Annotated in this window: 14 protein-coding genes; all 14 read left to right on the top strand. The window is 64.4% G+C overall.

Annotation, left to right across the window (positions count from 1 at the left end; genetic code table 11):
• Positions 1-20 precede the first annotated feature (20 nt).
• Positions 21-599, top strand: coding sequence for an orotate phosphoribosyltransferase (gene pyrE, locus IQ26_RS13170; protein WP_145717591.1), 579 nt, complete (start codon positions 21-23; stop codon positions 597-599).
• Between the two features lie 72 nt (positions 600-671).
• On the top strand, positions 672-1052 hold the full coding sequence (locus tag IQ26_RS13165) for a VOC family protein (RefSeq protein ID WP_208760155.1): 381 nt from the start codon (positions 672-674) through the stop codon (positions 1050-1052).
• Positions 1053-1359: 307 nt separating this feature from the next.
• Positions 1360-1773, top strand: coding sequence for a holo-ACP synthase (acpS, locus tag IQ26_RS13160; protein WP_145717577.1), 414 nt, complete (start codon positions 1360-1362; stop codon positions 1771-1773).
• A 77-nt stretch (positions 1774-1850) separates the two neighbouring features.
• The gene (gene lepB / locus IQ26_RS13155; RefSeq protein WP_145717569.1) at positions 1851-2600 is read left to right on the top strand and encodes a signal peptidase I; all 750 of its coding nucleotides are present in this window, start codon (positions 1851-1853) and stop codon (positions 2598-2600) included.
• Between the two features lie 4 nt (positions 2601-2604).
• Positions 2605-3360, top strand: coding sequence for a ribonuclease III (rnc, locus tag IQ26_RS13150; protein ID WP_145717567.1), 756 nt, complete (start codon positions 2605-2607; stop codon positions 3358-3360).
• Positions 3361-3429: 69 nt separating this feature from the next.
• Complete coding sequence (era, locus tag IQ26_RS13145) at positions 3430-4362, top strand: GTPase Era (RefSeq protein ID WP_145717565.1); 933 nt, start codon at positions 3430-3432, stop codon at positions 4360-4362.
• On the top strand, positions 4358-5173 hold the full coding sequence (locus tag IQ26_RS13140; RefSeq protein ID WP_145717939.1) for an aminoglycoside phosphotransferase family protein: 816 nt from the start codon (positions 4358-4360) through the stop codon (positions 5171-5173). The genes era and IQ26_RS13140 overlap by 5 nt, the downstream gene beginning before the upstream one ends.
• Before the next feature lie 278 nt (positions 5174-5451).
• Entirely contained in the window at positions 5452-6228 is a 777-nt protein-coding gene (recO, locus tag IQ26_RS13135; protein WP_145717563.1) for a DNA repair protein RecO, read from the top strand.
• Positions 6225-6743, top strand: coding sequence for a PaaI family thioesterase (locus tag IQ26_RS13130; RefSeq protein WP_145717561.1), 519 nt, complete (start codon positions 6225-6227; stop codon positions 6741-6743). The genes recO and IQ26_RS13130 overlap by 4 nt, the downstream gene beginning before the upstream one ends.
• 82 nt (positions 6744-6825) lie before the next feature.
• Positions 6826-9600, top strand: a complete 2775-nt coding sequence (locus IQ26_RS13125) for a DUF2339 domain-containing protein (RefSeq protein ID WP_145717559.1) — start codon at positions 6826-6828, stop codon at positions 9598-9600.
• 156 nt (positions 9601-9756) lie between these two features.
• Positions 9757-10275 carry an RNA polymerase sigma factor gene (locus IQ26_RS13120; protein ID WP_145717557.1) on the top strand — a complete coding sequence of 173 codons (519 nt, stop codon included), beginning with the start codon at positions 9757-9759 and terminating at the stop codon, positions 10273-10275.
• Positions 10272-11063, top strand: coding sequence for an anti-sigma factor family protein (locus IQ26_RS13115; protein WP_145717555.1), 792 nt, complete (start codon positions 10272-10274; stop codon positions 11061-11063). Before IQ26_RS13120 ends, IQ26_RS13115 begins: the two co-directional genes overlap by 4 nt.
• Positions 11064-11292: 229 nt before the next feature.
• On the top strand, positions 11293-12399 hold the full coding sequence (locus tag IQ26_RS13110) for a peptidase C39 family protein (protein ID WP_145717553.1): 1107 nt from the start codon (positions 11293-11295) through the stop codon (positions 12397-12399).
• Positions 12396-13859: a RimK family protein gene (locus tag IQ26_RS13105; RefSeq protein WP_145717551.1), complete on the top strand. Its 1464-nt coding sequence runs from the start codon at positions 12396-12398 to the stop codon at positions 13857-13859. The genes IQ26_RS13110 and IQ26_RS13105 overlap by 4 nt, the downstream gene beginning before the upstream one ends.
• Positions 13860-13888: the final 29 nt, after the last annotated feature.

Genomic DNA, 13888 nt, shown 5'->3' with positions numbered 1-13888 from the left:
GTGTTGGAGACAGGGCAGAGATGAACACCGACGAAGTGCTGGGCATTTTCCGCGAAGCCGGTGCCGTTCTCGAAGGGCATTTCATCCTCACATCCGGCTTGCGAAGCCCGGTCTTCCTGCAGAAGGCGCGGGTTTTCATGCATGCCGACAAGACCGAACGCCTGTGCAAGGCGCTGGCCGAAAAGATCCGCGCCGCCGTGTCCGGCAGGATCGACTATGTTGTCGGCCCGGCGATCGGCGGGCTGATCCCGGCTTATGAGACCTCGCGCCATCTTGGCGCGCCGGCGATCTGGGTCGAGCGGGAAGGGGGCGAGTTCAGGCTCCGCCGCTTCGAGATCGCCAGGGGGTCGCGCGTCGTCATAGTCGAGGACATCGTCACCACCGGACTGTCGATCCGCGAGACTGTCGACTGCCTGCGCGCGCTTGGCGCCGAGGTGGTTGCCGCGGCCTGCATCATCGATCGCTCAGCCGGCAAGACCGACGTCGGCGTGCCGCTGATCGCGCTCGCCGAATACGAGGTTCCGGCCTATCCGGCCGACAGGCTGCCGCCCGAGCTCGCCGCCATACCGGCGATCAAGCCCGGCAGCCGCAACATCTGATGCATGTCGCCCAAAAGTGCGCAGCGGTTTGGGACAACGACATGCATAAAACAAAATAACGGAGGCGCCGCCGTGATCGCCGGCATCGATCATTTCGTGCTGACGGTTCGTTCCGTCGAAGACACCTGCGCCTTCTACCAACGCGTGCTCGGTTTCAGGCGCCTCGACGAGCCGGACCGGCCGACGGCGCTGCTGTTTGGAACGCAAAAGATCAATTTGCATGAGGTAGGGCAAACCTTCGAGCCCAAGGCGAAAGCGCCGACGCCGGGGTCCGGGGATTTCTGCCTGGTCGCCGCCCGCCCGCTCGCCGAGGTATGCGCCAGCCTCGCGGCCAATGGCGTGGTGATAGAGGTCGGGCCGGTCGAGCGGATCGGCGCCAGTGGCCCGATGATGTCGGTCTATTTCCGCGATCCGGACGACAATCTCGTCGAGGTCAGCGACTATGGTCGGTAGATAGCTCGCGGTTGCTGCTGACCTCCGCGGCGAACTCGCTCCTCGCTGCGATTGTGCCCGTTTCCGGAGTGACGAGACGCCGGTCCCGCAAAGGTGACTGCATGCGGGCGCCACAGCTCCGGTTGTTCTGCAGCCAGCGCACCGCTATATCAACTCGTTGTTGCCTTTCGGCGGCTTCAAAGCGCAAGGTATGGCTTGTCGCGCCTGGCCTGGGATGGTCGGAGCGGCATCTTGGATATCAGGACAGGAACAGAGTGCTTTTTCGACGCCGCAAGCCTGGAACGGCCGGGTGGGAAGTTCCCGCCGAATGATCATCGGTATCGGCAGCGACCTGATCGATATCAGACGCATCGAGAAATCGCTGGAGCGCCATGGCCAGCGCTTCATCCAGCGCATCTACACCGAGGTCGAACAGGCCCGTTCCGAAAACCGCGGCGCCCGCGCCGCCTCCTATGCCAAGCGCTTCGCCGCCAAGGAGGCTTGCGCCAAGGCGCTGGGCACCGGTATGGCGCAAGGTGTGTTCTGGCGCGACATGGGCGTCGTCAATCTGGCAAGCGGCAAGCCGACCATGGCGCTGACCGGCGGGGCGGCGGCGCAGCTGGACAAAATCCTGCCTGGGGGGCACAGGGCGGCAATCCACCTCACCATCACAGACGACTTTCCGCTTGCTCAAGCCTTTGTGATCATCGAGGCGTTGCCCGTCGAAGAAGCGCCATATTGATTGCATCTGACCACCGGCATGACGTTGCCCAGCGCGCGCCGAGACTCTATACCAACCAACGCATAATCGAGGACGACATGAGCGTGGCTGAAAAATCCCAGAAGAAATCCGGCGGGCTTGGCGAAACCGTCAGCGTCATCGTCCAGGCGCTTTTGCTCGCTCTGGTCATCCGCACGTTCCTTTTTCAGCCATTCTCTATCCCGTCCGGGTCGATGCGGCCGACCCTGCTCGAAGGCGACTATCTCTTCGTCACCAAATGGTCCTATGGCTTCTCCCGCTATTCGCTGCCGTTCGGGCCGGATGTCTTTTCGGGCCGCATCTGGGGCGCCGAGCCGAAGCGCGGCGACGTGGCGGTGTTCAAGTTCCCGCCGGACCCTTCCGTCGACTACATCAAGCGCGTCATCGGCCTGCCGGGCGACAAGATCCAGGTCAAGGACGGCCAGCTCTTCATCAACGGCGTCGGCGTGCCACGCCAGAAGGTCGGGCAGATCGACAATCGCGACATCACCGAGGAGAACGGGCCGGTCGACGTCTATCGCGAGACATTGCCGAACGGTATCAGCTATGACACGCTCGACCTGACGCCGAACTCGATCGGTGACAACACCCGCGAATTCGACGTGCCGCCCGGCCACTATTTCATGATGGGCGACAACAGAGACAATTCCTCGGACAGCCGCTTCACCGTCGGTTTCGTGCCCGACGACCACTTGGTCGGTCGCGCCAACCTCATCTTCTTCTCGATAGGTGGCAGCGCCAGCCCGCTCGAAATCTGGAAATGGCCGTCGCTGATGCGCGCGTCGCGCTTGTTCCATTTCGTCAATTAGGATCATGGCGGCGACAAAACGGCTGACCGCCGACGCGCTCGCCGAAGCGCTCATGGAGCGTACCGGCCACGCCTTTGCCGATCGCCAGCGCCTGCTCCGCGCGCTGACTCATGCCAGTGCCCGTAGCAGCCACGCCGGCGTCGACTATGAGCGTTTCGAATTCCTCGGCGACCGCGTCCTCGGCCTGGTGGTCGCCGACATGCTGCTGGCGGCGTTTCCGGACGCTGCCGAAGGTGAGCTTTCACTCAGGCTCAACGCGCTGGTTAATGCCGAGGCGCTGGCGGAGATCGCCGAGGAGATCGGCCTGCCGGAACTGATCCGCGCCGGCTCGGATGTGCGCGGCCTCGACGGACGCAAGCGGGTCAACCTGCGCGCCGATGCGCTGGAATCGCTGATCGCCGTGCTTTATCTCGACGGCGGTCTGGAGGCGGCCAGCGCCTTCATCCACAAATACTGGCGGCCGCGCTCGCAGGCCACGGGTGCAGCCCGCCGCGATGCCAAGACCGAATTGCAGGAGTGGGCGCATCAGGCGGCGGGCGCTACGCCGGTCTACATAATCGACAGCCGCGAGGGACCCGACCATGACCCGCTGTTCACCGTCAGCGTCAGGGTTGGCGCCTATTCGCCGGCGATCGGCAGCGGGCGCTCCAAGCGCGAGGCCGAGCAGGCCGCCGCCACCGCACTGCTGCTGCGCGAAGGCGTCTGGCTTAGCGCATCGGCCCAAAAATCGGAATCGATTTTCGGAAAGCACGATGCATAGGTTCAAAGTTTTAGAGCGTCCTTTGCGCGCCCAAAAGGACGCGCGGCGCTCTAGTGAAGGGAGTGCGGCATGACCGCCACCGAAAACGGCCCACAGGCAACGGAAGCTGCCGCCACGCACTCCGGCTTCGTTGCGCTGATCGGCGCGCCCAATGCGGGAAAATCGACGCTGGTCAATCAACTGGTCGGCGCCAAGGTGTCGATCGTCACCCACAAGGTGCAGACGACGCGCGCCATCGTGCGCGGTATCGCCACGCATCGGAACGCGCAGATCGTGTTCGTCGACACGCCCGGCATCTTCAAGCCGAAGCGACGGCTGGACACGGCGATGGTGACGACCGCCTGGGGCGGCGCCAAGGACGCCGACATCGTGCTGTTGCTGATCGACGCCGAGCGCGGCATCCGAGGCGACGCCGACGCCATCCTCGAACGGCTGAAGGATGTCCAGCAGCCGATGGTGCTGATCCTCAACAAGGTCGACCGGGTCAAACCCGAGGCGCTTCTGGCGCTGTCCGCGGCAGCGAATGAAAGAGTGCCGTTCAAGCGCACCTTCATGGTCTCGGCTCTGACCGGGTCGGGCTGCAAGGACCTGCTCGACTATCTGGCCGAAACCCTGCCTGTCGGCCCCTGGTATTATCCGGAAGACCAGATTTCCGACCTGCCGATGCGTCAGCTGGCGGCCGAGATCACCCGCGAAAAGCTCTATCTCAGGCTGCATCAGGAACTGCCCTATTCCTCCCATATCGAAACCGAGAAATGGGAGGAGAAGAAGGACGGCTCCGTGCGCATCGACCAGACCATCTATGTCGAGCGCGACAGCCAGAAGAAGATCGTGCTCGGCCACAAGGGCGAGACGATCCGCGCCATCGGCCAGGCGGCACGCATGGAGATATCAGGCATCCTCGAACAGAAGGTGCACCTGTTCCTGTTCGTCAAGGTGCGCGAGAACTGGGGCGACGATCCCGAGCGTTACCGCGAGATGGGGCTGGAGTTTCCCCATTAAGGTCACTATCGACACACCACTCGTGAGCCGGTTGGTCGCCACGCAATTTCCCCGGTGGAAGGATCTCGCTGTCAGGCCGGTTGCGTCGGGCGGATGGGACAACAGTACCTTTCGTCTCGGAGACGACATGCTCGTACGGCTGCCGAGCGCGGCGGCCTATTCCTTGCAGGTGGAAAAGGAACAACGCTGGCTGCCAAGGCTGGCACCCCTGCTGCCGCTGCCTGTCCCGGTTCCCCTGGCAATGGGGAACCCGGCCGACAATTATCCCTGGCATTGGTCCGTCTACCGCTGGATCGAGGGCGAGACGGCGACGCGGGAGCGTATTGCCAGCCTGCCGCAGTTCGCGGCCAGCCTGGCCCGGTTTCTGGTCGCCCTGCAACGGATCGATCCCGCCGGCGGACCGGTGCCGGGCCAGCACAACTTTTTTCGCGGCGGACCTCTGAGCGTCTATGACGGCGAAACCCGGCAAGCAATTGCCGCCCTCGACGGGAGGATCGACACAAGCGCCGCGAGCGCGGTGTGGGAGGCAGCGCTTGCCGCGACATGGCATGGCGCGCCCGTCTGGTTCCACGGTGACGTCAGTTGGGGAAACCTGTTGGTCAGGCAAGGCCGGTTGAGCGCCGTGATCGACTTCGGGACTTCCGGCGCCGGACTTCCCGCCGATGAAGGAATGTGGGCGCGAGGCCGTGGCTGGACGCTGTGGAAGGCGCTGATTACGCTCGCAGGACACATAGACGTCAATCCGGTCGAAGTTGAAAAATCGCGACGCGTGATCGATGAAGTGCTTGCCGATCACCAGCGCGCGGCATGATGACGCCGAATGTCAGTTCCGGCGTTGGGCGACTTCGAACGGGACACCAAAGCGGAAGGCGGGCAAGTTTGTTCTTGCTTTGTGCCATCAGTTATGCTATTGATTTGAGTATGGTGCTGATTTGCGCCAGCGACCGTCGCCGAGGCGGTTTTTTTATTTCAGGCTTCGCCATTCGTCGGCGTGGCTGCCCACAGGCACTTGGTTGATCCGAGTTCGGAGCCCGGGCATCCAAGGCTCCAATCTTGATTTCGCCATCGAACCGGTGACAAGCTCCGTTCATGGAATGGCGCGACGAGGGAATCATTCTCGGCACCCGCAAGCATGGCGAAACCAGCGCCATTCTTGAGGTTATGACGCGTGTGCATGGCCGCCACCTCGGGCTTGTGCGCGGCGGCCGTTCGCGCAAGCAGCAGCCCGTTCTGCAGCCCGGCAATCGCGTCGACCTGTTATGGCGGGCGCGGCTCGACGAGCATCTGGGCACCTTCCAGGCCGAGGCCATCGAGATGAACGCCGCCCGGCTGATGGACAGCGCCGTCGCCATCTATGGGCTGCAGTCCATGGCAGCACATCTGCGCCTGTTGCCCGAGCGCGACGCCCATGGCGGCCTCTACGAGACGCTGGCCGTGATGATCGCCCACCTCGACGATCCGGACGCCGCCGGCGAGCTGGTGGCGCGCTTCGAGCTCTTGGTTCTAGACGAACTCGGCTTCGGCCTCGATCTCAGCCAGTGTGCCGCGACCGGCGCCAGGCAGGACCTTGCCTATGTCTCGCCGAAATCCGGGCGCGCCGTGTCACGCGCGGCGGGCGCGCCATGGCGCGACAAGATGCTGGTGCTGCCCGCCTTCCTGCAGCGCGGCTCGGGCCTGCGCGCCGATCCGGCGGCGATCGAGGACGCCTTCCGGCTGACCGGCTTCTTTTTTACCCGCCATGTCTATGAGCCGCGCGGCATCGAGCCGCCCGGCGCCCGCGCCGGCTTCCTCGCGGCGCTGCGCAAGCATCATGCGGCGGGCAAGGAGATTGGCGCCGAGACCGCCGTCGGAGAAATCATCACATGAGCGAAGTGGAACTCTATCCCGGCCGGGTCTCGCCGCTCGGCCTCGGCACCATTCCGCACGCCGACATCCTCGAGTATACCGGTCTGGAATTGCTCCAGCGCATCATCGACAACAAATACCCGGCGCCGCCGATTTCCTTCCAGCTCAGTTTCGGCCTGGCGGAAGTGTCGGAAGGACGCGCGGTGTTTCGCGGCAGGCCCAACGAGCGCCATCTCAACCCGCTGGGTGGGGTGCATGGCGGCTGGGCCGCGACACTGCTGGATTCGGCTCTTGCCTGCGCGGTGCAGACTCTGCTCGACAAGGGCGAGGCCTATACGACGGCGGAGTTCAAGGTGAATCTGACGCGGCCGATCACGCCGAAGACCGGTGAAGTGGTTTGCGAGGGCAGGGTCGTGCACAAGGGCCGCACACTGGCGGTTTCGGAAGCGACGCTGAAGGATGCCAATGGCAAGCTGCTGGCTTTCGGCACCGAAACATGCTCGATCTTTCCGGCTGCCAATCTGGCGGCGCGTTGAATGGGCCGGTCGTTTGGCCGCCGCATTTAAGTGTCAGTGAAAACTGAATGTCAGTAAACTGGCCTGGTTTGGGGGAACCGCCATGTTCGAAAGCCTGATCGGCCTTGTCGCGATCATCGCGCTGTTCGTCATTATTTCGCGCCAGCAGAGCCGCATCGGCCTGATCGAGCGCGAGCTTGGGGCGCTGCGCAGCCTCGTGCTTTCCGGTGCCGTGCTGCCTGCGGCCAAACCGGCCGACCAGGCAACGACGGAAGATAAGCCGGCAGAGGCGGCCCCGGCCGCAGCGACAGACATTGCCTCGCTACCGGCAAACGCGCCGGAAACGCCGGCCGCGGAAGCTGATGCCAGCACCAGCGAGGTCGTATCGGGACCGTGGACTTCCGGCGAAGCGGCGCCGAAGGCGGCGGAGCCCACCAGGCAGGACGCCGCAACGGCGAAGGCCGCCCGCCAGACCGATGTCGAAACGGCGCTTGGCACCCGCTGGGCGGTCTGGGTCGGTGGCATCGCGCTGGCGCTGGGCGGGCTGTTCCTGATCCGCTACACCATCGAGGCCGGCATTTTCGGGCCCGGCGTGCGGCTTGCCATGGCGGCGGTGCTCGGGCTGGTGCTGGTCGCCGCCGGCGAGTTCATCCGCCGCACCGGCTTCAGGGTGCCGGTGCAGGGAGCGACCGGCGCCTACATTCCCGCGATCCTGACAGCGGCTGGCGCCTTCATCCTGTTCGGCACGGTCTATGCCGCGCATGGCATTTACGGCTTCATCGGTCCGGCGCTCGCCTTCACGCTGCTTGGCGCCATCGGCGTGGCGACGATCGCAGCAGCCCTCGTCCACGGCCAGGCGCTGGCCGGCATCGGCCTGCTCGGCGCCATGGTGACCCCGGTTCTGGTCGCTTCGCAGGCACCCAATCCATGGGCGCTGTTCGGCTATCTCTCGATCGTGCTTGCCGCCGCGGGCGTCATCGCCCGCATGCGCGACTGGAGGTTGCTGATGGCGGCGGCCTTCGTCGGCACCGGCCTCTGGACCATCTTCTACATGACCGATGCGCCTGGCGCTAACCTCTCCACCATCCTGTTCATCGATGCCGTCACCTTGGCCGTGCTTGCCTTCGTCTGGCTCGGCCGGCGCGGTGGCGAAGCAGAACCGGCCAGGGGCTTCGACTGGCCTTCGATCGCACCTGGCTTGTTCGTCGGTCTTTCGGCGATGGCGCTGTTCATAGACCCGGCATACGGCGCCGCCGGCGATGCTCCGCGGGGAGCAGCCCTTATCGCAGCCCTGGTCGCGGTGGCGCTCTACCGGCCGCTGGCGCTGGCGCTCCTGCACGCCGCAGGGCTGGCGACGGTGCTGGTCTATCTCGGCATTATTCCGCCAACCTCGATCGTTTCCGACTTTTCGGGTGGCGCTCTCGGCGTCGAAGGCCTGCCGCCGGCGGTGACCGATACGCTGATGCTCAGGGTCGGTATCTTTCTCGGGTTTGTCTTCATCGGAGCCGGCTTCTGGGCGGCGCGCAACCTTGCCGCGTCGGCACAAATCCGCGCCGCCTCATGGGCGGCATGGGGCGTTGCCGCGCCGCTGGTCATTCTCCTGACGCTCTGGGTCACCTTCGGCAATCTCGACCGCGATCTTGTCTACGCGGCGGTTGCGGCCCTTCTGGTCGTGGTCTTCGCCGCTGGCGGCGAATGGATCGCGCAGGGCGAGGAGCCGCCGCTGAAGGGCGGTGCTGCCGTCTCGTTCGCGCTTGGCGGGGCAGCAGTCGCCGCCTTGCTGATGCTCTACATGGCCTTCGGCTCCGGCTGGACCACCATCCTTTTGGGTGCCGCGGCCATCGTGCCGGCGCTGGCCACCCGCTGGCGCGCCTATCCGGTGCTCGGCTGGATTTCGGTCGGTGCGGTTATCGCGGTGCTCGGCCGTATCGCCTTCGATCCGACGATCGTCGGCGCCGAATTCCTGTCGACGACGCCTGTCTTCAACTGGCTGCTGCCCGGATACGGCGTACCGGCGCTCGCCTTCGGCTTTGCCGCCTGGCAGCTCGCCCGCACCACCCCCGCACTACCAATGGCTGGCAATGGCCGGCCGCGCCTCGCCTTGGAAGCGGGCGCTGCGCTGTTTGCGCTGCTCACAATTGCCATGCTTGTGCGCCACGCCATGCATGGCGGTGTCATCGACACGGGTGCCGCGACGCTCACCGAACAGGCGATCTACACGCTGATCGCCATCGGCGCCGGCGCCATCCTGGTCGCCATCGACATGCGCTCGCCAAGCTCGGTGCTGCGCTACGGTTCGCTTGCCGCGGGCGTGGTCTCGGCCGCCTTCGTCGTCGTCCAGCATTTCCTGGTGCTGAACCCGCTGTTTACGGACGAATCGACCGGCCGGATCCCGGTGTTCAACCTGCTGTTCCTGGCCTATCTCCTGCCGGCCGTCGCTGCCGGGGGGCTCGCGCTCTATGCCCGTGACGTCAGGCCGAAATGGTATGCCGCGATGCTGGCGCTGGTGGCGGCACTGCTTGCTTTCGCCTATGCGACGCTGTCGGTTCGGCGTCTGTTCAAGGGTGAGTTCATCGGCCTGTGGAGCGGCCTCGGCCAGCTTGAAACCTACACCTATTCCGCGCTGTGGCTGATCATCGGTGTGGCGCTGCTTACCGCCGGCGTCTGGCTGAAATCGCAGGTGCTGCGCATCGCCTCGGCCGCGCTGATCTCGGTGGCCGTGCTGAAGGTGTTCCTCTTCGACATGTCGGAACTGGAAGGCGTGCTGAGGGCGCTGTCCTTCATCGGCCTCGGGGCAGTGCTGATCGGCATCGGCCTGTTCTACCAGCGGCTGCTGACACGAGCAGCCAGGGAAAAGCTTCAGACGAGCAGTGGCTAACGGTTTTCAATCCCACCGGGAATAAACCGCCCGCTGCCAGCGTTATTCAATCGCTTGGGTGACCGGGGCGGCAGACCGCTTCGCGCTGGCCGCTTGCGCCGCGCCGGGAAGGCGCGTTCAATCGGGATAAGAAGGGCGGCCTCAGAACCAGCGGTCATGGACGAAAAGAAGGCAGCAATCCTTGGCGAGATACCGCGTCTGCGCCGTTATGCGCGCTCGCTGCTGCGCGACCGCGATTCCGCCGACGACCTCGTTCAGGACTGTCTCGAACGGGCGCTTGTGCGGCTCGACAATTGGCAGACTGGAGAAAGCCCCAGGAGGTGGCTGTTTACGATCATGCATCATTTGTTCATCGACCAGATGCGCAAGGTGAACCGGCGCGGTGAAGTGGCGATGCTGCCGCTGGAAGCGGGCGAAGCGCAGGCAGCACCCGCCGAGCAGGTGGAGAACATCGCCTCGCGCGAGATTATCGACGCACTGCAGGCAATCAGCCCGGACCGGCGCGCGGCACTCGTCATGGTCGCCATCGAAGGCTTTTCCTATGCCGAGGCCGCCAACATACTCGGCGTGCCGGCCGGCACGCTGATGTCGCGCATCGCGCGCGGGCGTGAGGAATTGCGCAGGCTGCTTGACGACACGGCGCGCCGCCGGGCGATAAGGATCGTCGAGAAATGACCCCGCGCGATTTTTCCGAACGCGACATCCACATGACCCTCGACGGCGAGTTGCCGGGCGACGAGCGCGTGGCGTATGACGCCTGGCTCGACGCCAATCCTGAAATGAAGGTGAGGAGCGCCCGCTATGTCGCCGACCGCGCAGCGCTGCGTGCCGCCTTCGCCGGTGTGCTCGACGAGCCGGTGCCGGCGCGGTTGCAGAAGATCGTGTTCGGCGAGGCGCCGGTCAAGACGGCGGCATTGCGCTCGCGCTGGTGGCTGGCGGCTGCCGCAGCGGCGATGCTGGCCATTGGCGGTGTTGGCGGTTATGTCGCCGGCATCGACCGTCTCGGCCTGGAAGATCCCGCCGAGGACCAGCTCGCCGAGCAGGCGATCGCAGCCCATGTCATCTATGCCGCCGAAAAACGGCATGCGGTGGAAGTGCCTGCCTCAGACAAGGATCATCTGCAGACCTGGCTGTCCAATCGGGTCGGCCTGAAGCTGGTCGCACCGGATCTGGCGGCGGAAGGGTTCCAGCTCGTCGGCGGCCGGCTGCTGCCGGCTGGCGAGAGCAAGGCTGCGATGCTGCTTTATGAGGACGACAAGGGCGAGCGCATCTCGCTGTTCGTCACCGCTGAATCGGCCGAGAAGGCCAAGGGCACCTATGGGTCGGAAGAGAACGGCCCCGAGGCTGTCTACTGGCTGGACAAGGGCTATGGCTGCGCCGTCGTCGGCTCGCTGCCGCGCGCGCAGCTGACTGCGGTGGCGAAAAGCGCTTACAGCCAGCTTTTGGCTGGGCTGGCCGGCTGAACCGCGCCCTGTTTTCCGAAGCTGGCGCCACGGTCAAAACAGCGATCCTGTTCAAAGCCGTTGCACTGATCTACAGTGCCACGCGCCCTCATGCGCCGGGCCGAAACTGTCACAATTCGGCCCGAATCGAGGTGCGATAGCGCTTGACGGATGCCGGCGCTTCGGCTGGTGTTATCGACGTTTCGACCAGGGCCTTTTCCACAACCCAATCGAGGTTTTCCGAGCCCGCATGCCTGCCGAGATTCGCACGGCCCGCGCGTCCGACGTCGATGAGCTCGCCGCCATCGAGAAGGCTGTTTTCTCGGGCGACCGCATTTCCCGCCGCTCCTTTCGCCAGTTGATCGAACGCGAAAGCGCCGAGATGCTGGTTGCCGAAAGCGACGGCCGCGTCGCCGGCTATGCGGTCGTGCTGTTTCGCAAGGGCAGCGGCGTCGCGCGGCTCTATTCCATCGCCATCGGCCCCTTTTTCGGCGGGCTCGGCATCGGCCGCATGCTGCTGGAACGGGCCGAGGAGGTCGCTTTCGGGCACGACCGCATGATGCTGCGCCTCGAGGTGCGCGAGGACAACAGCCGAGCCATCCGCATCTACGAGCAGAGCGGCTACCGCAAGATCGGCCGCGAACCGGGCTATTACGAGGACGGCGCCACTGCGCTGCGCTACGAAAAGACCTTGCGCGGCGACATTCCGGTCGCCACCAAGGTGCCGTTCTACCAGCAGACCTGCGAATTCACCTGCGGCCCGTGCTGCCTGATGATGGCAATGGCCAATTTCGATTCCGGCTTCGTGCCCGACCCGGTCATGGAAATCCGTTTGTGGCGCGAGGCGACCACCGTTTTCATGATGTCGGGGCCGGGTGGCTGCGAGCCGTTCGGCCTCGCCGTTGCCGGCCACGAAAGCGGTCTCTCTGCGGAGATCTATGTATCCTTCCATGGCGCGCTGTTCCTGCAGTCGGTGCGCAGCCACGACAAGCGCCGGGTGATGGAGCTGGCGCAGGTCGACTTTCGCCGGCGTGCGGAACGTTACGGTATCCCGGTGAATTACCGCCCATTCGCCATCGACGATATCCGCGCCGCGATCGCCGAAGGAAAGCTGGTGCTGGTCCTGATCAGCGGCTTCCTGATGTTCGGCAGGAAGGTTCCGCACTGGGTGCTGGCCATCGGCGACGACGGCGATCATATCCTGATCCATGATCCCTGGGTCGAGGACGAACGACAGGAGACCATCCTTGATGCTGCCAACATTCCGGTGCCTTACGGCATCTTCATGAACATGGCGCAGTTCGGCCGCGACGGATTGCGTGCCGCCATCACCCTCGGAAAGCGCGACAGACAATGACCTGGGTCATCCTTACGGGCCGGCAGAACGATCTCGATCAGGTGGCGACGCCGCACAAGATCATCACCAATCGCGACTATCTTGCGCATCCGGCGCTGTTTCGCGGCCAGCGGCCGAAGGTGATCAACCTGTCGAACAATTACGGCTACCAGAGCCGCGGCTATTATGCCTCGCTGCTCGCCGGCTCGCGCGGCCACAAGGTCATCCCGACGGTCGAGACGATGATCGACCTGTCCGAGCGCAAGCTTTACGAGCACGCGCTGCCGGAGCTGGAACTCGCGCTCAACAAATGCCGCAAGGATCTGGGCGGCGCCTTTCCGCAAAAAGTCTGCATCTTCTTCGGGATCGGCCCGTCCAAGATATGGGACCGCTTCGCCAAGCTCCTGTTCGACTGGTTCCGGGCGCCGGCGCTGGAAGTCCACATCACCGACAGCGCCGAATGGGCGTCGATCCGCAAGATCGGCTTCCATCCGCTGGCCAGGATGACCGAGGAGGAAGAAAAGCGCTTCCTTCAGTGCCTCGAGACCTACACCAACCGCGAGTGGCGCGACACCAAGGGCCGCACGCCGGCGCGTTACACCTTCGCCACGCTGGTCGATCCGCATGAGGAGTTGCCGCCGTCTGAGATCTCGTCGCTGCGCTATTGGGCCAAGATCGCCGAAAAAATGGGCGTCGAAATCGAGCCGATCACCAGGAAGGATCTGGCCAAGCTCGCCAATTACGACGCACTGTTCATCCGCGAGACGACCTCGATCTCCAACCACACCTACCGCTTCGCCCGCCGCGCCCAGCAGGAAGGCATGCCGGTCATCGACGATCCGCTGTCGATGATCCGCTGCACCAACAAGGTCTATCTCAACGAGCTGATGACCTACAACAAGGTGCCGGTGCCGCCGACGGTGATGATCGCCGGCATCTCGGACCTTGAAGTGGCGGCGCAGACACTGGGTTTCCCGCTGGTGCTGAAGATACCGGACTCGTCATTTTCGCGTGGTGTGAAGAAATGCGAGACCTTCGAGGAACTGAAGACGCTGGCCACCGAATGGCTGGAGGATTCCGATCTCCTGATCGCGCAAAAATTCATTCCGACCGAATATGACTGGCGCGTCGGCGTGCTTGGCGGCCAGCCCTTGTTTGCCGTGCACTATCTGATGGCCAAGAAACACTGGCAGATCGTCAACCACAAGGCCAACGGCAAGCCCGACCAGGGCGGCATCAAGACCTTCACGCTGAAGGAAGCGCCGGCCCATGTCGTCGAGACGGCGGTGAAGGCGGCGCGTTGCATTGGCGACGGCCTCTACGGCGTCGACCTCAAGGAGACCAGGGACGGCGTCTTCGTCATCGAGGTCAACGACAATCCCAACCTCGATCATGGCTGGGAGGATTCCGGCGAAAAGGACGAGGTCTGGGTGCGGCTGACGCAGTGGTTCCTGGAACGGCTCGACCGGCCGGGGCGGTAGATATCCGAATAGGGGACATAGATGCTGTT

This window comes from Mesorhizobium tianshanense (assembly GCF_007830515.1).
Taxonomy (GTDB): Bacteria; Pseudomonadota; Alphaproteobacteria; order Rhizobiales; family Rhizobiaceae; genus Mesorhizobium; species Mesorhizobium tianshanense.
The sequence above is the reverse complement of the archived record's forward strand: the minus strand, read 5'-3'. Positions and strand labels throughout refer to the sequence as shown.